This window comes from Plantactinospora soyae (assembly GCF_014874095.1).
Lineage (GTDB): Bacteria > Actinomycetota > Actinomycetes > Mycobacteriales > Micromonosporaceae > Plantactinospora > Plantactinospora soyae.
Window position 1 is genome coordinate 3,189,908 of sequence record NZ_JADBEB010000001.1, and the last position, 24,649, is coordinate 3,214,556.

Here is a 24,649-nt window from a genome sequence, read left to right on the forward strand (position 1 = left end):
CCCCTGTTAGGCCCGGCCCGGCATCCTGGAGACCGACACGGGACGGGGTGCGGGGACGGGAGAGGACCAAATGGGCGAACTGCGACGGCTGGCGCTACCGGAAGGGACCGTACGGCTGCGTTTCACCATCCTGTACGCCGCCCTGTTCCTGGTGTCCGGATTCGGTCTGCTGGCGATCACCAACCTGCTCGCCGGTGGGATCCAGGTGACCCGGGTCGCCCCCGGGCAGGCGCCTCCGGCCGAGCAGCCCAGCCTCGCCGCTGCCCAGCAGCGCGTACACCAGCTCGAAGCGCAGCTCGCGGAGATCCACGCGACACACTCGCGCCAACTGCTGGTGGGCTCGCTGATCGCGCTCGCCGTGATGGCGGTGGCGTCGGTCCTGCTGGGCAAGGCCGTCGCCGGCCGGGTACTGCGCCCGCTGCGGACGATCACCGCGGCGACCCGGCGGATCTCCGCCGAGAACCTGCACGAGCGGCTGGCGGTGCCGGGACCCGACGACGAGGTGAAGGACCTGGCGGACACCATCGACGGGTTGCTGGAACGCCTGGAGGCGTCCTTCGCGGCGCAGCGCCGGTTCGTCGCCAACGCCTCCCACGAGCTGCGTACGCCGCTGGCGACCATGCGGGCGGCGCTGGACGTCGCCGCGGCCAAGCCGCAGCCGGCACCACCGCAGACGACCGTGCTGGCGGACCGGCTCCGTAGCGAACTGGACCGGGTCGACCACCTGTTGGAGGAGTTCCTCGTACTCGCCCGCGCGCAGCACGGTGCGCTCGCCGACGGCGCCCCGGTCTCGCTCGGCAACCTGGTGTCGCAGGCCGTGACAACCCGCTCCGCCGCCTTCGCGGCGAAGCGCCTGACCCTGGACGACGGCGCCCTGCCCGACACCGCCTGGACCCGGGGTACTCCCGCACTGCTGTCCCGGATGGCGGACAACCTGATCGACAACGCGGTCGTCCACAACGGGCACGGCGGCTGGATCCGGGTCGCGACCAGGACCGGGGACGCCTCGGCGCAGCTCATCGTGGAGACGGGCGGGCCGATCCTCGATCCCGCGCACATCGCCCAACTCGCCCAGCCCTTCCGGCGCCTCGCCCCCGACCGGACCGGCTCGGAGACCGGCTCCGGCCTCGGCCTGTCGATCGTCGCCGCCATCGTCGCCGCGCACGGCGGCCGGCTGGATCTGCACGCCCGGTCCGAGGGCGGCCTGCGGGTCACCGTCGCCCTGCCGCTGGCGCCCGCGCCGCAGAGCGTCGCCGGATGAGGATCCTGGTGGTCGAGGACGCGTTCGCGCTCGCCGAGATCCTGGCCGAGGGCCTACGGGATCAGGGCATGGCCGTTGACGTCGCCCACGACGGGGTGGCGGCCGCCGTCAAACTCGACGTGCACGCCTACGAGGTGGTCGTCCTCGACCGCGACCTGCCCGGAATCCACGGCGACACCCTCTGCCAGATGCTCACCGAACGGGACGACCGACCGATGGTCCTGATGCTGACCGCGGCCGACTCCCCCGGAGACCGGGTCCGGGGCCTGCGCCTGGGCGCCGACGACTACCTCGGCAAGCCCTTCCACTTCCCCGAACTGGTACTGCGGATCCGGGCGCTGGCCCGTCGACGACCCTCCGCCCGGGCCCGGAGACTTCAGGTGGCCGGCATCGAACTCGACCCCGTACGCCGCACGGCAACCCGGGACGACCGGCGGCTCGACCTCTCGGTCAAGGAGTTCGCGCTTCTCGAAGCCCTCCTTCGGGCCAGCCCCGCCTTCCTCAGCGCCGAGGATCTCCTCGAACAGGTCTGGGACGAGAACGCCGACCCGTTCACCAACACCGTCGCGGTGACCATCGGACGACTGCGCCGCAAACTCGGCAGCCCGGCGATCATCTCCACGACGCCGGGCGTCGGTTACCGGGTCGCCGAACCGACCGGCTAGCCCGGGACCCCGCTGGGCAGCGCGATCCAGGTGGCGCGGGCACGGGCCAGTTCGGCGCCGTCCGGGCCGTACAGGGTGGTGTGCACGAGGGCCTTTCGACCCTCGGTCGAGGCGAGGGCACCCCGGACCACGCACCGGTCGCCGGGGGCGGGCAACCGGTCCACCTGTACGGCGATCCGACCCAGGACGTACGGCCGGCCGGCGCCGATCACCGCCCAACCGCCGGGGCAGTCGAGTGCGGCCCAGAGCAGTTCGGTGCAGACGTCGGCCGGAACGGTCCACGGTGCGGCGGTGCCGCCCTCCGGCACCGGACCGGGGAAGATGCGTAATCCGTCGCCCTCGGCCCGCTCGGGTCCACAGACGTAGCAGGTCGGGAAGGGATGGTCGGCGAATCCGGCGTACCCGGTGGCGGCGCTGACCGCTTCGGCGTACCCGATGGGCGGGACCGCCGTGTCGACCTCGGGGGCCGGTGCGACCTCGGCCACGACGGTGCCGTCCGGGGTCCGGACCTGGCAGTCGAGCAGGGAGAGCGGGGTCTCCAGCGGCGGTGGCGTCCGGAGCGTGACCTCGCACCGGTCGCCGTGGGCGAAGACCCCGGCGGAGTAGCCGCCGTTACCCGAGCCGGGTGGCCCGTTGAACCGTGCGTGGATGATCATCGGTCCACCTTCCGGGAGGTCACCGGCCCGGGGCGCGGTCGGCGCGGGCGGTCGACGGGAGAGCCGACCACCAAGCTACGCCGGCCCGACGGCCGGGCCCGGGCGTGGGCGGGTGCCCGGGTACGCACACCCGGGCACCCGCCCATGCGTCAGCGCGGTGTCACCAGGTGGAGGGCGGTGGCGGCGGAACGACCGCCGGCCGGTCGTCGCAGGTGATGGTGTCCGGCAGCAGCCACGGCGCCAGCCAGGGTCCGGTGGTCCCGCCCCCGTCGTTGCCGCCACGATCGGTGAGGGAGAACTCCGATCCGGTCGGCGGGAAGTTGAACGACCCACAGTTGTTCACCCCGACCGCGCCGACGTTCCGGGCGTCGACGTTCGCGAAGGAGGCGGACCCGGAGACCCGGGCGCTGACCACCGAGGTACCGGTGCCGTCGACCCGGATGTCGGCGAAACTGACCCCGTCGACCGAGTACAGGTCCTTCACCGACCACTCGCTGACCAGCATGATCGCGTTGTACGTGCTGTCGAGGTAGTAGTCACCGGTCACCCGGATGTCCGCGTCGATGTCCCGGTCCAACGCGTAGATCCAGATGGCGCCGAGGCCGATGTTCCAGTTCAGCTCGTACGTCCCGGCCCGGACCACGGTGTTGTCGGTGATCCGTAGCTGCCCGGTGAACGGCTCGGCGCCGAACCGGGAGCCGAGATGGATGCCGCTGCCCTCCCGGATCGGGTCGGCGACGAGGTTCTTCGAGACCGTGTTGTCGGTGCCGCCGTAGATGGCGATGCCGTTGGCGAGGGTCGGGGTCTGCACCGTGTTGTGCTCGAAGGTGTTGTCGGCGTTCGCCGTCTTCTCGGACCACATCGCGAGGCCGTCGTCGCCGGTGTTCCGGACGAAGTTGTTCCGGACCGCCGACTTCGTGACGCCGGTGTGGAAGTTGAGCGCGTCGGCGACCTGGTCGACGATGACGTTGTTGGTGACCCTGACGTCGGTCATCGGGCCGTCGAACCAGATGCCCACCTTGGTGTGCTGGATGTGCAGGCCGTCGATGGTCGAATGGCTCATCGCGCCGCCGATCCCGTTCACCTGGTCGGTGTCGATCCGCTCGCGTACGTCGCCGGAGATGGCGAAGTCGGAGAGGTGGACGTTGCGGCTGCCGCCGTCCGCCGCGGATTTGCCGTAGAAGCCGACGCCGGTGTGCACCGAACCGTCCGGAGCCGGTGGATCGAGGGCGACCTCGCGACCCTTGACGGTGGTGTACCAGTTGCCGGCGCCCTCGATGGTGACGTCGTCGACGATGATGTGCCGGTTCACCTGGTACGTGCCCGGCGGAAGATAGACCTTCAGCCGGGTGCGCTGGGCGAAGGCGATCGCCCGGTCGATCGCGTCGGCGGAGTCGCGCCGCCCGGTCGGGTCGGCCCCGAAGGCCAGCACGTTCGCCGCGAGCAGCCGGACCCGGGGCGGTCCGACGAGTTCCGAGTCGAGCAGGTCGATCACCGTCCAGTCGGCGTTGCTGCCGGCCGGCGCGGTGAGCCGTACCCGGTCACCGGCCTGGTACGTCCGACTCAGCCGGAGCCGCTGCTCGTCGTAGAAGTGCATCGGCCGGAACGGCTTCGTGATCGTCGGAGTCGGTGTGGTGGCGGCCGGTACGCAGGCGCACTCGGTGATCCACCAGTCCGGGTGCAGCAGGTCGGCGTTCGGGTCGTTGGTGAACGGATACTGGTTGTATAGCCAGGAGTACTGCGAGGTGAGCGTCATCGTCTGGCGGGCGCCGCCGTTCACCGTCACGTCGAGCGGTGCGGTGATGCCGCCCCCGTTCGGCGCGTCCGGGATGCTGTACCGGACGGTGATCGCGTTGGCCGCCTTCGGCAGGGTGAACTCGACGTACCGGCCGGGGGTCAGCTTGACGGCCCGGCGCCCGGAGGCCTCCGCCGGCAGCGTGTAGGCCGACCGGTCCGGGCCGAGAACCGTCCCGTTGGTACGGGCGTTCTCCGCCTCCTGTTCGAGGAACGCGACGCTGGCGCCCCGACCGGCGACGAGTGCCGGGTCGAGTCCGGCGCGCGTTACCACCGGGGCCGGACCGGCGTGGCCGCCCCGATTCGCCTGGGCCGGGCCGGCGTCGGCCTGGGCCGGGCCGGTGCCGGCGGCCACGATGGTCAGGCCTATCACGGTCGCCGTGGCGACCCAGCGCGTTGGCCGTCCGGGCCAGCGCGCCACAACTCCGATGATGCTCCGTGACATCGAGCGACTCGTTTCTCTCGGGGGTGACGCTCTTTCCGGGGGTGGTCACGTTCGCGGTGGCACTTCGTTGCACGGGCTGCTCGACGTACTGGTCCCAGCACTCCGAGCAGGAGACAGTACGAGTTGTCGTCATGTTATTGCAGAAATCTGTCCACATTCAAGCGCCGCTTTGTCGCCGTATTTCGGGCGCATTGTCGACATTCGACACGGGACAACCGCCGACGACAGTGGCCGGTACGGGCGTCGCGATGCCGGGATCGACACCTCGCTGCCCGCCGCCGTACTGGCAATCTGTGAGCGTGGAATGGCACAGGGTCACGCCGACGACAGCTTCACCAGCCTGATCGAGGTCTTCAGGAAGAGTGCCGGATAGCCACTGTCGCTCGCGCCGCCGGCCGCCGGGACGCGCAAGGTGTCCCGGCGGCACGCCGCCGGAGCGGGGCGTCGTGGCACCGCGCCGCCGAGGAAGTCGCCGGGGTCTAAAATAGACGGATCTCGCTATCTCGTCTCCCCTGGAGGCACGATGCGCACTTCCGCCCGCTCTTCCGTCGCGCCCCTGCTGCTGCTCGGCATGCTGGCCTGTCTCGCCCTGCCCGGCTGTGGGGGGTCGGACGAACCGGATCAAACGCCGTCCGCCAGCCCGAGTGCACCGCCCGCGACCACCGGACCGGCGCCCACGACGGCCGCGCCCACCACGGCCGCCCCCGCCGCCGCCGGTCCGTTCTCGGCACTTCCGGCCTGCAACGTGCTACCCGACGAGATGCGGGGGACCTTCCAGGGCAACATGATCAAGATCGATCAGGAGCCGAAGGCATCGGAGAAGTGGACGGCCGGCTCCGCCTGCCTCGGCATGCTCGCCGGGCGGACCGTGGCGCTGACCATCTCGCTCCGGCTCTTCCCGGCGAACCAGGCGAAGAGCGGGGCGTCCACGTTCGCCAAGTCCGAGGCCGGCAAGGCCGATGCCGTGACCGGCTGGGGCAACGAGGCCTGGTGGTCGAAACCCGCGTGCTCGCTCACGGTCCGCTACAGCAACATCGTCGCCACGTTCGCCCAGCGCGCGCCGACCGATGCCTGTCGCCCGGACGTCGAACGCCTGGCCAAAGCCTTCGGGGGCCAGCACTTCACGTCGTAGCGGCACCGCTGCGCCGCAAGGCTCGGGCAGGCAAAATGAGTGGGTACGTCGGGAGCCGGTCGGTAGCCTTGGCCCGTGCCCCCGCAGCTCCCACATCCCCAGCCCGGAAATCCGGACACGAGGGGGCCACTGCGGTACATCTGGTGGCTGATCCGCTGCCAACCCTGGCGGGTGCTCCGGGCCAGCCTGGTCGGCACGGCCTGGATGACCGGGCTGTCCCTCCGGCCCTACCTGATCTCCCGGGCCATCGACGACGGGCTACGTGACCGGGACAATCGCGCCCTGCTGCTCTGGGTCGCGGCGATCGTCGTCGCCGGCATCGCCATGGCCCAGATCGGGATCTGGCGACACCGCACGATGACCTTCATCCGGGAGGATGCGAGCGCCCGCTCCGCCGCCGTACTGCTGCGGAAACTGTCCCGGATCGGCGCGGTACTGCCGCGCAAGCTCGCCGCGGGCGAGGTCGCCACCGTCGGTGGTTCCGACATCGCGAACACCTCGCACGTGTTGACGATGACCGGGCCGGGGGTGGGCGCGGTCGTCGCGTACTCGGTGGTGGCGGTCGTACTCTGGTCGATCTCCCCGCTGCTCGCGCTCTGCGTACTGCTGGGAGTGCCGGTGATCGCCATCGTCATCGGGCCGCTGCTGCGCCGGCTGGAGCGCGCCGAAACCGTCTACCGGCAGCAGCAGGGAGTGCTCACCACCCGGGCCGGGGACATCGTGGCCGGGCTGCGGGTGCTCGCCGGGGTCGGCGGACGGGACCTCTTCGCCCGCCGGTACGCGGACCGGTCCCAGAACCTGCTGGCCGAGGGCTACCGGGTGGGCGCCGTCAACAGCTGGATCGACGCGCTGACCCTCGCCATCCCGGGGCTGTTCCTCGCGGCCGTGGTCTGGGTCGCGGCGCGGATGGCCGCGACCGGCGACATCACCGTCGGTCAGCTGGTTGCCGTCTACGGGTACGTGGCGGTCCTCGTCGTACCGGTCTGGTTCCTGCTGGAGGCCAGCTACCAGATGATCCGGGGGCGGGTCGCGGCCCGTCGGATCATCGCCCTGCTCAACCTGACCCCGGACGACGTCGACGGGCGGACCCCGGACGACCTCGACGGGCGGACCCCGGACGATCCTGGTGGGCTGCCGGGTGACCGGCCGGCCCCGACCGGTCCGGCCGAGCTGCGCGATCCCGCCTCCGGACTGACCGTACGACCCGGCCGGCTGATCGCCGTCGCGGCCGACGACCCGGCCGACGCGAACGCGCTGGCCGACCGGCTCGGGCGGTACGTCGTCAGCGACGTGACCTGGGGCGGGGGGCCGCTGACCAGGATCGCACTCGCCGAGGTGCGCAGCCGGATCCTCGTCGCCGACCACGACTCCTACCTCTTCGCCGGAACGCTGCGGGAGATTCTGCGGGTACGGGAGGGCCTCGGCGACGACGAGTTCCGGGCGGCACTGCGGTCCGCCTCGGCCGAGGACGTCGCCGACGCCCTGCCCGAGGGGCTCGGTACCCCGATCGACGCCCGGGCCCGCCGGCTCTCCGGCGGCCAACGTCAGCGGGTACGGCTGGCGCGGGCGCTGCTCATCGAAGCGGAGGTGCTGATCCTGGTCGACCCGACCTCGGCGGTGGACGCGCACACCGAGGCGCGGATCGCGGAGCGGATCCGGGTGGCGCGGGCCGGCCGGACCACCATCGTGTTCGCCACCTCGCCGTTGCTGCTCGGCCGGGCCGACACGGTGGCGCACCTGCGCGACGGCCGGATCGTCGCCACCGGCAGCCACGCCGAACTGCTCGAACGGGATCCAAGTTACCGTGCACTGGTCTCCCGGGACGGCGAGCCCGACGCGGATACCGAGGCCGGAGGCTTCGACGGGTCGACCGATCTCGACCCGTCCGGCCTCGGTCGGCCCTTCGACGTCGAGGGATCGCTGCGGTGAGCGGGCTTCCGGTGGCGGACCGGCCGGCGATCCGCCGGGCGATGCTGGGCCTCATCGGTCGGGACCGCCGGGCGGTCACGATCATGCTGGTGCTGCACATCGCGGCCACGGTCACCGGGCTCGCCGCGCCCTGGCTGCTCGGCGCCATCGTGGACGAGGTCGGGGCCGGAGCCAGCGTCGGCACCGTGGACCGGCTGGCGCTCGCCATCGCCGGATGCGTGCTGGCGCAGTGCCTGCTCAGCAGGTACGCCCAGTATGCCGGCCACCGGTTCGGTGAACGTGCCGTCGCCCGGCTGCGCGAGGAGTTCGTACGCCGGACGCTCGCCCTGCCCGTGTCGGTCGTCGAGCGGGCCGGCACCGGGGACCTCGCCACCCGCAGCTCGGTCGACGTCTCCACGGTCGGGATCACGGTCCGCGAGGTGGTGCCGGTCGTGGTGATCGCATCCGCGCAACTGGTGCTGCTCTTCGGGGCGGTGTTCCTGCTGCATCCGATGCTCGGCCTGGTCGCGCTGACCGGGCTGCCGTCGATCTACGCGGTGACCCGCTGGTACCTGCGGCGGGCCCGTACCGCGTACCTCGCGGAGGGCGCGGCGACCGCGGCGCTGACCGAGGCGTTGACCACGACCGCCGAGGGCGCCCGTACCGTCGAGGCGCTCCGGCTCGGCGAGGACCGCATCGTGCACGGCACCGCACGGATCGGCCAGGTGTGGGCGACCCGACGTCGTACCCTCGCGCTCCGGTCGGTCTTCTACCCCGTGGTGGAGGGGAGTTACGCGCTGCCGATCGCCGCCGTGCTGCTCGTCGGCGGCCTCTTCCTCAACAACGGCCTGGTCACCCTCGGCGAGGTGGTCGCCGCCGCGCTCTACCTGCAACAGGCGATCGGCCCACTGGACCAGATCCTCCAGTGGATGGAGCAGGCGCAGCGTGGCCTAGCCTCGTTCGCCCGGGTACTCGGCGTCGGCCAGGTGCCACCGGAGCCGCGTGGCCGGACGGCCGTACCGCCGGGACAGCGGCTCGTCGTCCGGGGCGCGCGGTTCGGCTACGCCGACGGCCCCGAGGTGCTGCACGGGATCGACCTGGAGGTCCGTCCCGGTGAGCGGCTCGCCATCGTCGGCCCCTCGGGGGCCGGAAAATCCACCCTCGCCCGGCTGCTGGCCGGAATCGACACGCCGCAGCACGGCGAGGTGACCATCGGGGGCTGCCGGGTCACCGACCTCGACCCGGCCGAACGTCGCCGCCGGATCGCCCTGGTCACCCAGGAGCACCACGTCTTCATCGGCTCGGTGCGGGACAACCTCGCCTTCGCCGCGCCGGCCGCGTCCGACGAACAGATGCGGTCCGCGCTGGCCGACGTCGGGGCCGACTGGTACGACGACCTGCCCGACGGCCTCGACACGCAGCTCGGCGACGGCGCCCGTGACCTGTCCCCGTCCGACGCCCAGCAGTTGGCGCTGGCCCGCCTCGTCCTCGCCGACCCGCACACCCTGATCCTGGACGAGGCGACGGCCGCGCTCGACCCGACGACCGCCCGCCGGGCCGAGCGGGCCCTCGGCAGCGTGCTCGCCGGGCGTACGGTCATCGCGATCGCGCACCGGCTGAACACCGCGCACGACGCGGACCGGGTGGCGGTGATCGAGGAGGGCCGGATCAGCGAACTCGGCAGCCACGACGAGCTTCTCCGGGCCGACGGCGCGTACGCGTCCCTCTGGCTCTCGTGGCACGGCTGACCGGACCGTCCACCTCGGAGCAGTCGGACTGACCGGTCCGCCTCGGAGCAGTCGGACTGACCGGTCCGCCTCAGCGCAGTCGGGCCGATCGGTCCGCCTCAGCGCAGCCGGACTGGCCGGTCCGCCCCAGCACGAGCGGACCGGTCGGTCCCGCCTCAGCGCAGTCGGCCGAAGAACGTCCGCAGGTCGGCGACGAAGAGGTCGGGCTCCTCCATCGCCGCGAAGTGCCCGCCGCGATCGAGTTCCGACCAGTGCACGATGTTGTTGTCGCGTTCGGCGAGCCGGCGGACCGGCGCCACGACGTCGTGACCGAAGACGGCGACGCCGGTGGGGACCGTCAACCGGCGGGGCGGGGCGACGGCGGTCGGATGGGACGCCTCGTAGTAGATGTTGGCCGAGGAGCCGGCCGTCCGGGTCAGCCAGTAGAGCATGACGTTGGTCAGCAGCAGGTCCCGGGGAACGGCGTCCTCGGGCGCATCGGTCGAGTCCGTCCACTCCTTGAACTTCTCCACGATCCAGCCGAGTTGCCCGACCGGCGAGTCGGTCAGGGCGTACGCCAAAGTCTGTGGCCGGGTCCCCTGGATCTTCGCGTAGCCGGACATCTCCGGTTCGGCCCGCCCCAGCCGGTCGAGCCGGGCCCGGTCCGCGGCGGTGAGCGCGGCGGCCTCGACCGGGTCGCCGGAGGGGAGCGTGAGCAGGGTGTTGAGGTGTACCCCGACGACGTGCTCGGCGTCGACGATGCCGAGTTCCCGGCTGATCGCATGGCCCCAGTCGCCGCCCTGCGCGCCGTACCGCCGGTAGCCGAGCAGGCGCATCAGCTCGGCCCAGGCACGGGCGACCCGGGCGAGGTCCCAACCGGCCTCGCGCAACGGCCCGGAGAGCCCGAAGCCCGGAATGGAGGGTACGACCAGGTGGAACGCGTCGGCGGGGTCGCCACCGTGCCGGCGAGGGTCGCTCAACGGGCCGAGCACGTCGAGGAACTCCACCACCGAGCCCGGCCAACCGTGCGTGACGATCAGGGGAAGCGCGTCGGGTTCCGGCGAGCGTACGTGCAGGAAGTGCACGTTCGCGCCGTCGAGCACGGTGGTGAACTGGGGGATCTCGTTCAGCCGTGCCTCCTGACGACGCCAGTCGTAGCCGGTGTGCCAGTACCCGGCCAGCTCCCTCAGATACGCCAGCGGTACGCCCCGCCGCCACGGCAGGTCGGGAATCTCGGTCGGCCACCTGGTCTCTGCCAGCCGTCGACGCAGGTCGGCCAGCTCGGCATCGGCGACATCGAGCCGGAAGGGGCGGGGGAGCACGGTGGTCATGACGCCGCCTCGGTCGGGCCGGCGTCCTGCTCGTCGAGCCAACGGGTGTGGGTTTCCCAGGCGGCCTGCTTGCTGGTGGCCAGCGATGCGCCGATCTGGGCCCAGGAGGCGCCGGTCGCCCGTGCCGTCCGTACGGTCAACTGCCGGCCGTAGCTCGCCTTCCTCATGATCACCTCGCCGAGGGCGAGAAGTTCCAGCGCTTCCTCCTTCGTCAACGGCCGCAGCTCCGGCTCGTCGCCGTCCATCGGTTCCTCGGTCGGCGGGGCGAGGGTGTCGCGCATTCGGAGCTGGTCGTACCGGGCCGCCGCCGTCAGCAGGGTGAACTGTCTTTCCAGGTCGTCCGGGGTCGTCGCCATTCGCTCAGCTTGCCGTCAAGTCACCTTGACGTCAAGTTGACCTGACGATGAGTTGACCTGACGATGAGCGCCGGTGGTCGCGCCGGTTCGCCCGCTCGTCCGTCCTGGCCGGGAACCCCGAAACGAGGTGTCTCGTTAATCCCGAGGACGACTCGACGCGGCGGCTCGACACGACGTTCGACGCGGCGACTCGACAGAACGATTGGACAGAACGACTCGACAGGACGACTCGATCGCGACCAGGGAGTACCAGGTGCCGACTCGACTCAACCCGTACCTCAGCTTCGGCGGCAACGCCCGGCCGGCCATGGAGTTCTATCAGCGCGTCTTCGGTGGCAGGCTGGCCCTCAACACGTTCGGCGAGTTCGGCGCCGAGGGCTCGGCCGAGGCGGACAAGATCATGCACGGCATGCTCGAAACCGACAGCGGCTTCACCCTGATGGGCGCGGACACGCCACCCGGGATGACGCACGATCGGGGCAGCGCCATCACGGTGAGCCTGAGCGGGGACGACGCTGACGAGTTGCACGGCTACTGGTCCGAGTTGTCCGAGGGTGGGGTCGTGACGGTTCCGCTGGAGCGGCAGATGTGGGGCGACGAATTCGGCGCCTGCACCGACCGCTTCGGTGTTCCGTGGATGGTCAACATCACCGGGCCGCAGAGCTGACCACCGGCCACCACCGCGCCGAGCTGCCGGAGCATGCGGTGACCGGATTCACCCGGGGGTTCGTCGGCGGCTCCGACGCCCCTTCCTATGCTGGGACGCATGCCCGAAGGTCACACCGTCTACCGGTTGGCAGCGCGTCACCAGGTGATGTTCGCTGGCGAGAAGGTGCTGGCCAGTAGCCCACAGGGCCGGTTCGTCGAGGGTGCGGCGCTGCTCGCCGGCGCGGTGCTGGACCGGACGGAGGCGTACGGGAAGCATCTGCTGCACCACTACGACGGCGGGCAGGCGCTGCACGTACACCTTGGGCTTTATGGGAAGTTCGCCGACGGGGACGGTGAGCCACCGGCGCCGATCGGCCAGGTCCGGTTGCGGCTGACCACCGACCTGCACTGGCTCGACCTGCGTGGCCCGACCGCCTGCGAGCTGCTGTCGCCGCCGGAGGTCGAGGCGCTGCAGGCCCGGTTGGGCGCGGACCCGCTGCGGGCCGATGCCGATCCGGAGGTGGCGTACGCGCGGATCCGGCGCAGCCCCACTCCGCTCTTCGCGCTGCTGCTGGACCAGTCGATCGTGGCCGGCACCGGGTTGATCTTCGTGACCGAGGCGCTGTTCCGGGCCGGACTCCGGCCGACCACCCCCGGGCGGGAGCTGAGCCCCGAGGGCTGGCGGAGGATCTGGGCCGATCTCGTCGAGCTGATGGGTACGGCCGTCCGCACCGGCCAGATCGACACGGTGTACGACCGACACCTGCCGGAGGCGATGGGCCGGCCGCCCCGGGTCGACCGGCACGGCGGCGAGGTGTACGTCTACCGCCGGGCAGCCCTGCCCTGCCACGTCTGTGGCACCGAGATCCTGCGTGCCGATCTCGCCGGCCGGAACTCCTACTGGTGCCCCCGCTGCCAGCCCGCTCGGCGGGCCCGTACCCGCCTGAAGCGTTAGGGCGGTCAAGAGTGTTAGGAAGGGCCCCTTCTTCTACAGAAAACGATAGGAAGGGGCCCTTCCTTCAGGGTGTGACGCGGCGGATGGCGAGGTAGCCGGCGCCGGCCAGGAGTGCCGCGAGCAGCGTCGGCCAGCCGACGAACCAGGCCGCGACCGACTGGTCGCCCAGCCACCGGCCGATGCCGCTCCACAGGTCCAGCCCGCTCGCCAGCAGGGCGAGTGCGGCCAGCACCAGGAGTGTGCCGATGCTCAGCAGGTACATCCCGGTCATCCCGAAACGCTTGTAGAAGACGGCGATGAAGATCCCCAGGAAGCCCAGCGTGATGAACGGAACCGTGTAGACCAGGATCTGCATCAGCGGGTTGCCCTGGTCGAGGAAGCCCAGACCGAAGAACCGGAGTCCCAGCCCCCAGCCGTCGGTCGCGTCCTCGAGCACCTTGCAGAGGTAGAGGACGACGCCGAAGGCCACCGACTGGGCGAGCAGTAGCAACGAGACCGCCAGGTAGAAGGTCCGGCGGATCACGCTCAGCGCCATGGTGAAGGGGAAGAGCTGGGTGATCGAGTTGATGGCGGAGATGAACATGATGACGTAGATCGACATCACCGCGCCGGTCTTCGGGCCGTCATCGACCTCCCCGATGGTCCAGAAGAGGGCGTAGTTGACCCCGAAGATGAGGACGAGCAGCAGCCAGGGGAAGCCCAGTGTGTTCGGCCAGCCGACGAGCTGGACCCGGATCACCGGAAGTAGGCGGCTCATGACGCCTGTTCTCATCGGACGGTTTCCTTCCGGAGACTGGCGGCGCTGCCGCTGGTCGTGGTGCCGGCCTTCGCCTGCGCGGTGGTGAGCCGGATGACGATGTCCTGGAGGGAGACCGCCTCGACGTCGAGTCCGAGCGCCTTCGCCTGGGCCCGTTCGGCCGGGCCGAAGGTGCCGCGCAGGGTCGCGCGGGCGTACCGGCCCAGGCTCTCGCGGTGCAGTTCCTCGTTCTCCGCGGCGAACTCGTCGACGGCCGTCGCCGGCCCGGCCACGGTGACCACCTGGCCGCGCAGTGCCTCGGCGGTGGTGTCGAGCAGTACCCGCCCATGGTCGAGCAGGAGTACGTGCTCGATCAGCTCGCCGACCTCGTCGATGAGGTGGGTGGAGAGCACGACCGTGCGGGGGTGCTCGGCGTAGTCGGTGAGCAGGTGGTCGTAGAAGAGGTGCCTGGCGACGGCGTCGAGGCCGAGGTACGGCTCGTCGAAGAGGGTCAGCGGGGCCCGGGAGGCGAGTCCGATGATGATGCCGAGCATCGAGTGCATGCCTCGGGACAGCTTCCGGACGTGTCGGTCGAGCGGCAGGCGGAAGTCCGCGAGCAGCGTCTGCGCGAAGTCCTCGTCCCAGTCGGGAAAGAGCAGCCGGGCCGACTCCAGTGCGTGCCGGACCTTGAAATGCTGCGGATAGGTCTGGCCTTCCCGGATGAAGCAGACCCGGGACATCACGGTCTCGTTCTCGTACGGCGACTGGCCGAAGATCGTCAGCTGGCCGGAGGTCGCGAATCCGTGGCCGGTCATGATCTGCATCAGGGTCGTCTTGCCGGCCCCGTTCCGGCCGAGCAGACCATGGATCTTGTTCTCCTCCAGGGTGAAGCTGACCTGGTCCAGCGCGGTCACGTCCCGGAACCGCCGGGTGATGCCCTCGGCGCTCACCACGGTGCTCATCGGCCCTGCTCCCATCGGTCGATCATCAGCTTGAGGTCGTCGGCGTCGATGCCGAGCTTGCTCGCCTCGGTGAGCAGCGGATGCAGGAACTGCTGGGCGAACTCCTCCCGACGGCGGCCCCGCAGCTTCGTCCGGGCGCCGGTGGCGACGAACATCCCGATACCTCGCTTCTTGTAGAGAATCCCGTCGTCGACCAGCTGGTTGACGCCCTTGCCGGCGGTCGCCGGATTGATTCGGTGGAACGCCGCCAACTCGTTGGTCGAGGGCACCTGGGCCTCCTCGTCGAGCGTGCCGTCGATGATCGAGTTCTCGATCAGCTCCGCGATCTGCAGGAAGATCGGCCGCCCGTCCTCCATCACGAAGAACCGTCCGCCGGCGGCCGGGCCCTGGGCGCACTGTCGACCGGGCCCCGCTTCGTGGGTTGGTTACTCATGTAGCTAACCATCCGACCGGTGTGGCTGATTGTCAAGTCCGAGGATGGTCGCCCGTCGGGTCGCCGATTCGGGGCGGGTCCGATATATAGTGAAGGTCATCTATTTGATGTCGCGCCGGGAACCCCACCGCCCCGGCGTGGTGAATCCGGAGGTGGTCGAGATGGGCGTACGACGACGGCTGGCGTTCGGGCTGCTACCGGTGCTGGTGGCCGCGACCGGACTGCTCGTGGCCGGACCGCCCGACCGGGCCGGGGCCGCAGCCTGGGAGACGCTGGTCGACCCGGCCTCGTTCCAGGACCGGAACGCGCTGATGGCCGAGTGGAACTTCCTTTACCCGTGGGGCTCGGACCACAACGGCAGCGCCCGGATGTACGCCAGCGCCACCGACAGCAACCACGTCTACCTCTCGCCGGCCGGCCAGCTCAACCTCAAGGCCACCCGGATCACCTGGGACGAGGGGACCAGCAGCAGTTCGCCGTACCTGCCGATCCGCTACCACTCCGGTGCGATCCACGCCAAGGACCAGATCCTGGTCAACGACCAGTTCCCCAACTACGAGGTACGCGGGGAGTTCCAGGCGCCGTCGGCCCGGGGCACCTGGCCGGCGTTCTGGCTCACCGGGGCCTGGAGTTGGCCGCCGGAGAGCGACATCCTGGAGTACAAGGGCGACAGCCGGAACTGGTTCAACACGTTCCGTACCTCGTCCGACGTGTCGAGCACCATCGTCAACGTCTCGTCGCCCGGCAGTTGGCACGAGTACCGGGTCTGGCTAGCCAAGGTCAACGCCACCGATGTGGACATCCACTACTACCTCGACGGGCAGTGGCGGGCGCAGCACCGGGCTACCGGCTTCGTCGGCAAGCCGATGTGGGTCATCATCAACCTCCAGATGGAGGGGTCGGCCGGCAGTCCCGGCCCGACCGCCGAGACGCTCTACCGGGCCCGCAACGTCTACATCGGACGTACCCGGAACTGAGCGCCCGACCGGTCACCACCAGCGGCGTTTCGGCCGCCGTACGGTGAGCGAGCCGAAGATCACCCGGCAGTGCACCTCGACCCTCGGGGAGCCTGGGGCCGGCGGAGCGCCGCGCAGCTTCGACTCCTTCGTGCCGAGGATCGCGGTGCCGAGGATTCGGACCTCCACCCCCTCCGGTACGTAGATGGTCACCCCGCCGAAGACGGCGGTCACCTCGATCGTGGTCACCGGGTGCTGGAGCTGGGCGTCCTGAAGCTCGATCTCGATCCCGCCGAAGATCGACCGGGCCTCCAGCCGTTCCGGGACCAGCCAGTGTCCCTTCCGGGAGTCCTCGCCGAAGATGGCGAGCAGCCGCTCCGCGGCCGGTCCGGTCGGCGCCAGTGGGGTTGCCGGCCTGGCGACCACATCGGACGGTGGGTGCGACGGCAGGTCTTCGGTGAGCCGGGCCAGTTCACCCCTGGTCACGGCGGCGTGCGCGGCGGTGGCACGGTCCGCGTACTCGTCCAGGGTCAGCCGGCCCTCGGCCGCCGCGGCACCCAGCAACTCGACGACCTGCTCGCGCTCACGGTCGGAGACCCGGATCCGGTCCGGTTCGCCCTGCGGTTCCAGTGCCACGGTGGCACAGCCTATCGGCCGGCGGCGGGGTCGGTGAACATCCATGTCTCGGCCAGGAGGAATCGCCGGCCGAGTGCCACCTCACTGACCCGGCCGGTCGGATGGAGCTATCGGATTGTGGCGGTGCCTTGGAGAATTCGGCCGAACAGGGCCGTGTTACCGATTAAGTGAGGTAGTGATCACGCTAAGTAGTTCATTCCGATGGCGAGCCAGTCCATCCAGGCGGTGACGGCCTTGTGCGTAATCAAGGAAACGCTCTCCGTAATTGACTCGAGAAATCGTGCGAGGTGCATGATCGTCACGCCCGTACGCTACCCGAGCGAAGAGTCTGGGTATAGACCATGTTGGCCGGCTCTTGTGGGGCTTGGGATGGGTTTTCCTGAAATAGATATTAAAAGCAGTCAATGCATATGCTTATCAATGACATTTGCCTACCGAAGGATTTTCCGAGAATCGTCCCTTGGGTCGGCATCTGTGGTGGCGGCGGTAAGGTGAGGGGTGGGCCGGCGATCGAGTCGGATGGATCGTAGCGTGATCAATTACCGGCCCGGGCGGCGCGACGTCTCGGGTTGGTGGGGGAACGCCAATGCAGGATCAACTTGTTCTGGCCATCGCGACCGGATTGGCGACCAAGGGCGGAGAAGCGCTCATCGCCGGTGGTGGCGGTCTACTCGGGCAGCTCTACCGCCTGGTCCGAAACCGTTTCCGAACAGAGGGAAGGGGCGAGGACACTCTGGACGCGGCGGTCGCGAATCCCGACGAGACCAACCGGGCCAACCTCGCCGAGGCGCTTGCCCGGTTGTTGGCCGCCGACCCCGACCTCGAGGACCGGGTGCAGGCGCTCTGGCGGGACGGCGTGGGGGAGCCGTCGGCGGAGTCCGGCGGGGTGATCAACCAGTTCAGCGGTAGTGCCGACCGGGTGGTCCAGGCTCGGGACATCCGGGGCGACGTCTCGTTCTGACCCCCCTCCCACGTCGACCCTGGAGGTGTCCGTGCGGCAGCGGCGCGGCGACGACCAGTGCGCGGGCGGCCCGGAGAGGCCGGAAACGGGTACGTCCAATGCGATGTCCGGAACGGTCTACGGGCCAAGTCTGCAAGCCGGCGCGATTCACGGTGGCGTACATATTCACGAAGCCTCTCCGGAGACGTTGCCGATTCCGCGACAATTGCCGACTCCGTCCCCGCACTTCGTGGCGAGAACGGCGGAACTCGCCGATATCGACGCGCTCTTCCGGACCGGGGAACCGGCTCTCGTCGTACTCCTCGGGCCGGGCGGAGTCGGCAAGACCGCCCTGGCGGTGCGATGGGCCGACAATGTGCGGGACCGTTTTCCGGACGGGCAGCTCTACGTGGACCTGGGCGGATTCGGTGGCGACGATCCTGTTGATCCGAGCGAGGCGTTGGGTGAACTCCTCCGGGCGCTCGGGACGGCCCCGCAGCGGGTCCCGGTCACCCTCGCCGAGCAGGTGGCGCTGTACCGGTCGGTCACCGCCGACCGGACCCTCCTGGTGCTGCTGGACAACGCGTACTCGACCGCCCAGGTGCGGGCGCTGCTTCCGGCCGGCCGGTCCGGCGTGCTGGTCACCAGTCGGGTCCGGCTCGTCGGGCTGGTCGCCGATGGCGCCCGGCTGGTGAACCTGGCGCCGCTGTGCCCGGCCGAGTCCGTCCTGCTGCTGTCCCGGGCGACCGGGGCGGGGCGGATCGACCGGGAGCCCGCCGAGGCCGCCCAGATCGCCGACATCTGTGCCGGCCTGCCGATCGCGCTCTGTGTCGCTGCCGCCCGGTTGGCCGCCCGGCCCCGTCTCTCCGTACGGCGGATGGCGCTGGACCTGGCCTCCGAGACGCACCGGCTGGGCCGGCTCTCCCGGACGGACGGACTCTCGGTCCAGGCCACCTTCGACATCTCGTACCGTTCCCTGCACCCGGACGTGGCGAGGTTCTACCGGCGACTGGCACTGCATCCCGGGCCCGAGTTCGGCGCGGCCGTGACCGCCGCACTGCTACCGGCGGGCGCCGGGAACACCGGAGACCCGCCGGGGGAGACGGACTCGGACGATCCCGGAACGCTGGCGGACGTGATGCTGGACGCGCTGCTGGAGGCGAGCCTGCTCGAGGAGGTGACGGAGGGCCACTTCCGGTTCCACGACCTGGTCCGGCTGCACGCCCGACAGAAGCTGGAGCGGGACGAGCCGGAGCCGGAACGGCAGGTGGTACTGCGCGGGATTCTGGAGTGGTATCTCGCGGCGGCCAGGGAGGCCGATCTCGTCGTGACGCCGTACCGTCGGCGGCTGCCGTACGGCTATTTGACCCCGCCGTGGAATCTGCCCCGGTTCGCCGACCGGCAGGAGGCGTTGACCTGGCTGGAGCGTGAGCGGGTCAACCTGATCGGCGCGGGGCGGACCGCGCTGCGCCACGGGCACCCCGCACTGGCCTGGCAACTCTCGGACGTGACCTGGCCATTGCTGTTGTACCGCAAGCACTACCGGGACCGGTTGGAGATCGACCAGCGTGGTGTCGAGGCGGCACGGTCGTGGGGCGAACCCTGGGCCGAGGCCGACATGCTGAAACGTCTCGGCCGGGTCTGCACCAAGCTCGGTGACCACGAGGCCGCCGAGCGGCACATCCGGGCGGCGATCCTCCGGTACCGGGAGGCCGGCGACGTCCGGGGCGGTCTCGACGCCGAGGAGGGGCTGGCCGCGCTGTACCGCGACTCGGGGCGGGAGGATCGGGCCGTCGAGATCTTCTTCCGGCTCGTCGACGCGAACCGGGAGCAGGGCGACGCGCGGAGCACCGGCCTTTCGTTGATCAGCCTCGGCATGTTGCTCACCGCACTGGGGCAGCCGGAGCGGGCGACCGGTCTGCTGCGGGAGGCGGAGGTCGTCTTCGCCGGGCTGGCCGACGTCGACCCGTACAACGGGGCACGGGTGCTGATCGGGCTCGCGGGCGCCCTGCTCGGCAAGGGTGACCTGGCCGGAGCCGAGCGGGCCGCGACCGAGGCCGCCCGGCGGATGCGGGAACTCGGCTCCGAGCACGAGTACGCCGAGGCTCTCGACCAGCTCGGCCAGGTCGCCCGGCGGCGCGGGGAGACCGTCGCCGCGCGGGCGTACCACCTCCAGGCACTGGAGATCTTCATTCGGCTCGGTTCCTCACGGGCGCTCGGCCTCCGCCGCCAACTCGACGAGCCGGTCGGGGACCTCGGGCGGGACGGGCCGCCGGATCTGGTCGGACCAGCGGTCGACCCGGGCGGAGAGCCGGATGCCGGCGGTGTCGGCCAACTCGCGCCCGGCTGACCCGGTCAGGTCGACCCCGACCGACCAGCGCAGGTAGAGCCACCGGGCGACCTCCCCGATCCGCACCGGGGCGCACCGGCCCGGTCGCCCGGACCGCAGGCGCAACAGCAGTCCGTCGCGGAGCCCGGCGGTGAGCCGCATCCCGCCGTCGAACGCGGTCCCGGCGCACCCGCCCGGCCCGCCGAGCCGTTGCCCAGCGAGCCGTTGCCCACCGGCCGGTTGGGCGGCCGGACCGCCGGCATCGAGGAACAGGACGAGGGTCAGCCCCGGGTACCGACCGAACAGGTCAGCGCAACGGTCCGCGGCGGACCGGTGATCGGCCTCCCCTACGAGTACGTCCACCAGGCCGCCGCGCCGGGGCTCCCCCGACCCCGGTGCGAGGTGTCCGATCACCGGCCCGGCGCCGGTACTCAACGGGTCACCTCGGAGCGGAGTCGGGGCACCGGCACCGGCGTCGCCCGGCGGTGCCGACCCGGCTCGGTGAGCTGCAACAACCGGTACATGGTCTGCCGGAGCAGCGGGCCGGCCTGGCCCGGCCGAGATGTGATCATCCTTGCCACCGCCGCCTGGTCGACGGTACGGACCGAGCGCAGTTGCGGCAGGAGGGGGCGGCGCGGGTCCAGCCGGCTCGCGCTGTTGATGACCAGTTCCTGCGCCGAGCCGGAGGTGACGGCCTCCAGCCCGGGGGCGAGGTGCAGGACGTGGCGTCCCAGTGCCGCCGAGTAGGCCGTGACCGATCCGTGGTCGCCGATAACGTGGTCCGCCGAGACGACCAGGCTGCGCCAGTCCTCCTCCGGGTCCAGCAGGATCAGTCCGGCCTCGCGGCAACTCCGCAGCCAGGCGCGTACCTGCCGGTGTCCGTGCGCGCACCAGACGGCCGGGTGCAACAGGGCCGCGACCCTGAACCGCTGCGCGGGAAGCTGGTCGAGCAGAAGTGGCAGCAGGTCCGGCCAGTTCCCGAACAGGCCCGTCCGCCCCCAGGTCGAACTCACCACGACCAGCTCCTGCTCGGTGTCGACGCCGAGCGCCCGTCGGTACCGTTCCCGTTCCGGCAGGCTCGCGACGAGCTGGTCGAAGCACGGATCCCCGGTCACCACCGCGACCGGCAGCGCCTCCGGGCACTGCCGGCGCAGGATGTCGAGCTGGTCGTCACAGGAGAGCGCGATGGCCGCGGCCAGCACCTCGCCGTTGCGGGTCAGCCGCTGCGAATCGAGACCGTAGACCGGCGGCAGGGCCGACATCGCCGGGCCACGGCCGGTCGGCTGGGTCGGTTTGCCGTACCCCGCCCCGTGCGCCATCACCATCAGCGGCGCGTGCAGATCCGACAGGCCGCCGTACGACGCCGCGAGCGCGAGGTCGAATCTCTCCCGTACGGCCTGTTCCCACGGCAGTACGAGCGCGCCGAGGCGACGTAGGTGTTGGGTGACCCCTGGGTTGAACGCGTCCGGCGGAACGGTGAAGACCGTCTGCACCCTCGGGTCCTCCTCCAGAAGTTCCGCGACGTCCAAGAGCCGTTGGCAGCTGACAATGGTGTGCGCAACGATCAATACTGTGCGGCAGCCAATTCGGGTAACCCACCGCGACGCATCGATGCCAATAGGTACCCGTGACCATTCATGCGTACTCATTTCATGTCCTCCCCTGTGTCCGATCGGGACGACAGAAGAGTGGGAGACAATGTTGTGTACGCACTTGTGAAGTGACTTGCAGTTGACTTGCAACGCCCACATAGCGGAATGTCGGAAGTTTGACGATGGGAACTCCGCTTGGCGTGGAAGTTGCCCGGGAACAGACTGAGAAAGGGTAAGTCGGACCGACGGAGGGACGACGCCTGTGGAGTTCGTCATCCTCGGCCCCACGGCGCTCAACATCGACGGGCGGGCCGTGCCGTTGGGCGCGGCCAAACAGCGGGGGCTGCTCGCCGTACTCCTCTATCACGCGGGTCGGCCGGTCCAGGTCGACATGGTCGTCGAGCATCTCTGGGGAAACCGGTCGCTCGATGCCTGTCGAGGCAATCTCCAGGCGCTGATCAGCCGCAGCCGGGCCGTACTGAAGGCGGTCGGCCTGCCGAACGCGCTCGTCAGGATGCCGGGCAGCGAGGCGTACCGGCTCGACGTCGACGTGGCAATGGTCGACTACCACCGGTTCCGGCGCCTCGTCGACCAGGCCCGCAGGGCGACGGAGGAGGGCCGCCACGAGCGGTCGGCGGCACTGCTGTGCGAGGCGATCGAACTGTGGCGCGACGAACCGCTCGCCGATCTTCGTGGCGCCCGCTCCGAACACATCCGTCGCGCGATGAAAGAGGGGCTACTGGCGGCGCACAAGCTTCTCAGTGAGAGCCAGAGCCGAATCGGGCAACATGAGGCGGTGCTTGGTCGGCTGGAACCGCTGCTGTTGACCAACGATGTGGATCAGACTCTCGCACAACATTGGATCAACGCTCTCTACGCGAGTGGGCGCGATGACGAGGCACGCCGCTTCTCGGTAGATTTCCGGAGCCGTTACCGGCGGAGAATGCGCGCCGAGCCGACAATTGATCTGTCACCACTTCGCGGAAGAGATCGACGATCAGCGCCCGGTACGTCGCCGGGAACGCCCGACGGCGGGCCGGTGCTTTTCCGGCCGCCGCAGCAGTTGCCGGCCGACATCTCCGACTTCACGGGTCAGGGTGAGGTTCTCGCCGAACTCGACGCGATGCTGGGGACGCCGGCGGCGGGAGCCCGGATCGTCGTCGTCGACGGGATGCCCGGAGTGGGCAAGACGACCCTCGCCGTGCACTGGGCGCACCGACAGCGCGACCGGTTCCCGGAAGGTCAACTCTTCCTAAGTGCCGATGCGTACGGGCCCACTCCGCCGGTGAATCCGGAGGATGCCCTGGGCCGGTTCCTGCACGCGCTGGGCGTACCCGCCGACCGGATACCGGCCGGTGGCGAGCAGCGCCGGGAACGCTTCAACCAGATGCTCGACGGGCGGCGGATTCTCGTCGTACTGGACAACGTCCGGAACTCCGACCAGGTGCGTCCGCTGCTGCCCACGGCGGAGGGCTGCGTGACCCTGATAACCAGCCGCAACCGGCTCAAAAGCCTTACCATCCGGCAGGGCATCCGCAGCCTCACCGTGCCGCCGTTGCCGGAGGACGAGCGTCGTACCCTGCTCGGTCAGGTGATCGGTACCGCGCGCGCGGCCGACGAGCCGGGACCGGTGGAGGTTCTCGCGCAACTCTCCGGCGGACTGCCGCTGGCGCTGCGCGTCATCGGCGAGCACATCACCACCCGGTCCCGGGCGAGCATCGCGGACCTCGTCGACGAACTGTGGAGCCGGCTGCTCGACTCCGCTGGTGACGAGGACGAGGACGACGCCACCCTGAGTACCGTCTTCGCCTGGTCCTACAACGAACTGGACCCCGAGGCCGGCCGGCTGTTCCGGCTGTTGGGCCTGCATCCGGGCCGGAACGTCAGCTCCGCCGCCGCGGCCGCGCTGCTCGGCGCCGACCCGAGGCGGACGGAACGCCTGCTCGACGCGCTCGCCAAGCGCCACCTGGTCAACCACGACACGGCCCGCCGGTACCGGCTGCACGACCTGCTCCGGCGGTACGCCGCGGACCGGGCCGCGCACGACGAGGCCACCGAGGCCCGCCGGGCCGCCACCCGGCGACTGCTCGACTGGTACCTGCTCTCGGCGGTCAACGCCGCCGCCCTGCTGGCTCCGCAACGCCCGCCGGTCCCGGACCTGCCGACACCGGAGGCGGTCGAGCCGCTCCACTTCGGTACGGACGAGGAGGCGCTGCGCTGGTGCGAGGCGGAACGGGCGAACCTGAACGCCGTGGTGCGGTCGGCGGCGGACAACGGGTTCCACCGGCACGCGTGGCAGATTCCCGGCGCGATCCACGACGTGTTCGGCCGGTACGGCCGGCAGGACGACGTGCTGGCCATGCATCAGGTCGCGCTTCCCGCGGCAGAGGCGGACGGCCACCAGATCGGGCAGATCGGCACGCTCAACAATCTCGGCTGGACCTTCTTCGCGTTGCACGACTACCACCGGGCGGCCAGCGGGTTCGAGGCCGGACTGCGGTTGGCACAGCGGGTCGACAACGTCGCCGCCGTCTGCGTCTGCTCGCACAACCTGGCGAGCGTGCACCTGAAAACCGGCGAGGTCAGAAAGGCGATCGGCATCTTCGAGCGGGTGCTGGCCACCTGCCGGGAGATCGGGAACCCGGGCGGCCAGGCGGCCAGCCTGCACCGGTTGGGCGACGCCTACGAGCAGTCGCGCAGGTACGAGCGGGCGGCCCGGTGTTACACGGAGGCGCTGGCCATCCGGGAGCGGATCGGTTCCCTGCGCGACCAGGGGGCGACCCACGGGCGGCTCGCCGCGCTGCGACTGAAGACCGGTCAGCCGGAGTCCGCGCTGCGACACTGCACGCTGGCGTTGCAGATCCAGGTCAGGGCCAAGGACGACGCCAGCCGTTGCGACACCCTGGTCACCGCCGCCGACGCCGAGCGCGCGTTGGGCCGGTATCCGGAGGCGATGGAGCATGCCGTGGCGGCGATCTCGCTCAGCGACGGCATCGCGGACTCGCTGCGCCGGGCCGCCGGCCTCGCCGTACTCGCCGACATCCTCGCGGCCCGAGGTGACCGGCCGGACGCCCACCGCCGCTGCCTGGAGGCGCTCGGGATCATCGGTGACCTCACCGGGCCCGACGTCGATCCCGTGCTGGACCGCCTGCTCGTGATCGAGAGCCTGGTCGCACCGCGCTGACCT

General features: G+C 70.5%; 22 protein-coding genes. 12 read left to right on the forward strand and 10 right to left on the reverse strand.

Annotation, left to right across the window (positions count from 1 at the left end; genetic code table 11):
* Nucleotides 1-70 precede the first annotated feature (70 nt).
* Both H4W31_RS14260 and H4W31_RS14265 read left to right on the forward strand, forming a co-directional pair.
* The gene (locus tag H4W31_RS14260) at nucleotides 71-1,261 is read left to right on the forward strand and encodes a sensor histidine kinase (RefSeq protein WP_192767103.1); all 1,191 of its coding nucleotides are present in this window, start codon (nucleotides 71-73) and stop codon (nucleotides 1,259-1,261) included.
* Complete coding sequence (locus H4W31_RS14265; protein WP_192767104.1) at nucleotides 1,258-1,926, forward strand: response regulator transcription factor; 669 nt, start codon at nucleotides 1,258-1,260, stop codon at nucleotides 1,924-1,926. The genes H4W31_RS14260 and H4W31_RS14265 overlap by 4 nt, the downstream gene beginning before the upstream one ends.
* Here H4W31_RS14265 and H4W31_RS14270 read toward each other — a convergent pair.
* Together H4W31_RS14270 and H4W31_RS14275 are read right to left on the reverse strand one after the other, a co-directional pair.
* On the reverse strand, nucleotides 1,923-2,582 hold the full coding sequence (locus H4W31_RS14270) for a hotdog family protein (RefSeq protein ID WP_192767105.1): 660 nt from the start codon (nucleotides 2,580-2,582) through the stop codon (nucleotides 1,923-1,925). The genes H4W31_RS14265 and H4W31_RS14270 overlap by 4 nt on opposite strands.
* Nucleotides 2,583-2,742: 160 nt before the next feature.
* On the reverse strand, nucleotides 2,743-4,821 hold the full coding sequence (locus H4W31_RS14275) for a glycosyl hydrolase family 28-related protein (RefSeq protein WP_192767106.1): 2,079 nt from the start codon (nucleotides 4,819-4,821) through the stop codon (nucleotides 2,743-2,745).
* On the opposite strand from H4W31_RS14275, the gene H4W31_RS44760 reads away from it, so the two are divergent.
* The 4 genes from H4W31_RS44760 (at nucleotide 4,808) to H4W31_RS14290 (ending at nucleotide 9,609) form a co-directional block, all read left to right on the forward strand.
* Complete coding sequence (locus tag H4W31_RS44760) at nucleotides 4,808-5,194, forward strand: imine reductase family protein (protein ID WP_404825711.1); 387 nt, start codon at nucleotides 4,808-4,810, stop codon at nucleotides 5,192-5,194. The two genes, H4W31_RS14275 and H4W31_RS44760, sit on opposite strands and share 14 nt — an antisense overlap.
* 150 nt (nucleotides 5,195-5,344) lie before the next feature.
* On the forward strand, nucleotides 5,345-5,953 hold the full coding sequence (locus H4W31_RS14280) for a hypothetical protein (protein WP_192767107.1): 609 nt from the start codon (nucleotides 5,345-5,347) through the stop codon (nucleotides 5,951-5,953).
* A gap of 171 nt (nucleotides 5,954-6,124) precedes the next feature.
* Entirely contained in the window at nucleotides 6,125-7,882 is a 1,758-nt protein-coding gene (locus tag H4W31_RS14285) for an ABC transporter ATP-binding protein (RefSeq protein WP_318783739.1), read from the forward strand.
* A gap of 41 nt (nucleotides 7,883-7,923) precedes the next feature.
* On the forward strand, nucleotides 7,924-9,609 hold the full coding sequence (locus H4W31_RS14290; protein ID WP_192772095.1) for an ABC transporter ATP-binding protein: 1,686 nt from the start codon (nucleotides 7,924-7,926) through the stop codon (nucleotides 9,607-9,609).
* Nucleotides 9,610-9,764: 155 nt separating this feature from the next.
* Here H4W31_RS14290 and H4W31_RS14295 read toward each other — a convergent pair whose 3' ends face one another.
* Both H4W31_RS14295 and H4W31_RS14300 read right to left on the reverse strand, forming a co-directional pair.
* Nucleotides 9,765-10,919 carry an epoxide hydrolase family protein gene (locus H4W31_RS14295; protein WP_192767109.1) on the reverse strand — a complete coding sequence of 385 codons (1,155 nt, stop codon included), beginning with the start codon at nucleotides 10,917-10,919 and terminating at the stop codon, nucleotides 9,765-9,767.
* On the reverse strand, nucleotides 10,916-11,275 hold the full coding sequence (locus H4W31_RS14300) for a hypothetical protein (RefSeq protein ID WP_192767110.1): 360 nt from the start codon (nucleotides 11,273-11,275) through the stop codon (nucleotides 10,916-10,918). Before H4W31_RS14300 ends, H4W31_RS14295 begins: the two co-directional genes overlap by 4 nt.
* A 253-nt stretch (nucleotides 11,276-11,528) precedes the next feature.
* Here H4W31_RS14300 and H4W31_RS14305 point away from each other — a divergent pair, with 253 nt between their 5' ends.
* On the forward strand, nucleotides 11,529-11,942 hold the full coding sequence (locus tag H4W31_RS14305; protein WP_192767111.1) for a VOC family protein: 414 nt from the start codon (nucleotides 11,529-11,531) through the stop codon (nucleotides 11,940-11,942).
* 99 nt (nucleotides 11,943-12,041) lie between these two features.
* Nucleotides 12,042-12,878, forward strand: a complete 837-nt coding sequence (locus H4W31_RS14310; RefSeq protein ID WP_192767112.1) for an Fpg/Nei family DNA glycosylase — start codon at nucleotides 12,042-12,044, stop codon at nucleotides 12,876-12,878.
* 64 nt (nucleotides 12,879-12,942) lie between these two features.
* Here H4W31_RS14310 and H4W31_RS14315 read toward each other — a convergent pair whose 3' ends face one another.
* The 3 genes from H4W31_RS14315 to H4W31_RS14325 are packed head-to-tail and all read right to left on the reverse strand — an operon-like array spanning nucleotide 12,943 to nucleotide 14,932.
* Entirely contained in the window at nucleotides 12,943-13,650 is a 708-nt protein-coding gene (locus tag H4W31_RS14315) for a hypothetical protein (protein WP_192767113.1), read from the reverse strand.
* A complete protein-coding gene (locus H4W31_RS14320) occupies nucleotides 13,647-14,576 on the reverse strand; it encodes an ABC transporter ATP-binding protein (RefSeq protein ID WP_192767114.1) in 930 nt (309 codons plus the stop codon). Before H4W31_RS14320 ends, H4W31_RS14315 begins: the two co-directional genes overlap by 4 nt.
* Nucleotides 14,573-14,932: a GntR family transcriptional regulator gene (locus tag H4W31_RS14325; protein ID WP_192767115.1), complete on the reverse strand. Its 360-nt coding sequence runs from the start codon at nucleotides 14,930-14,932 to the stop codon at nucleotides 14,573-14,575. Before H4W31_RS14325 ends, H4W31_RS14320 begins: the two co-directional genes overlap by 4 nt.
* A gap of 214 nt (nucleotides 14,933-15,146) precedes the next feature.
* Between H4W31_RS14325 and H4W31_RS14330 the strand changes: the two genes are divergently transcribed.
* Nucleotides 15,147-15,986, forward strand: coding sequence for a LamG domain-containing protein (locus H4W31_RS14330; protein ID WP_318783195.1), 840 nt, complete (start codon nucleotides 15,147-15,149; stop codon nucleotides 15,984-15,986).
* A 12-nt stretch (nucleotides 15,987-15,998) separates the two neighbouring features.
* On the opposite strand, the gene H4W31_RS14335 is transcribed toward H4W31_RS14330, so the two are convergent.
* Complete coding sequence (locus H4W31_RS14335) at nucleotides 15,999-16,601, reverse strand: DUF1707 SHOCT-like domain-containing protein (RefSeq protein WP_192767116.1); 603 nt, start codon at nucleotides 16,599-16,601, stop codon at nucleotides 15,999-16,001.
* A 179-nt stretch (nucleotides 16,602-16,780) separates the two neighbouring features.
* Complete coding sequence (locus tag H4W31_RS43740; RefSeq protein ID WP_264084068.1) at nucleotides 16,781-16,903, reverse strand: hypothetical protein; 123 nt, start codon at nucleotides 16,901-16,903, stop codon at nucleotides 16,781-16,783.
* 284 nt (nucleotides 16,904-17,187) lie between these two features.
* Between H4W31_RS43740 and H4W31_RS14340 the strand changes: the two genes are divergently transcribed.
* Both H4W31_RS14340 and H4W31_RS44240 read left to right on the forward strand, forming a co-directional pair.
* Complete coding sequence (locus H4W31_RS14340; protein ID WP_192767117.1) at nucleotides 17,188-17,562, forward strand: hypothetical protein; 375 nt, start codon at nucleotides 17,188-17,190, stop codon at nucleotides 17,560-17,562.
* Nucleotides 17,563-17,791: 229 nt separating this feature from the next.
* Nucleotides 17,792-19,891 carry a tetratricopeptide repeat protein gene (locus H4W31_RS44240; protein WP_192767118.1) on the forward strand — a complete coding sequence of 700 codons (2,100 nt, stop codon included), beginning with the start codon at nucleotides 17,792-17,794 and terminating at the stop codon, nucleotides 19,889-19,891.
* Nucleotides 19,892-20,301: 410 nt separating this feature from the next.
* On the opposite strand, the gene H4W31_RS14350 is transcribed toward H4W31_RS44240, so the two are convergent.
* On the reverse strand, nucleotides 20,302-21,363 hold the full coding sequence (locus H4W31_RS14350) for a hypothetical protein (protein WP_192767119.1): 1,062 nt from the start codon (nucleotides 21,361-21,363) through the stop codon (nucleotides 20,302-20,304).
* A 361-nt stretch (nucleotides 21,364-21,724) separates the two neighbouring features.
* Between H4W31_RS14350 and H4W31_RS14355 the strand changes: the two genes are divergently transcribed.
* A complete protein-coding gene (locus H4W31_RS14355; protein WP_192767120.1) occupies nucleotides 21,725-24,646 on the forward strand; it encodes an AfsR/SARP family transcriptional regulator in 2,922 nt (973 codons plus the stop codon).
* The last annotated feature ends 3 nt before the right edge of the window (nucleotides 24,647-24,649 follow it).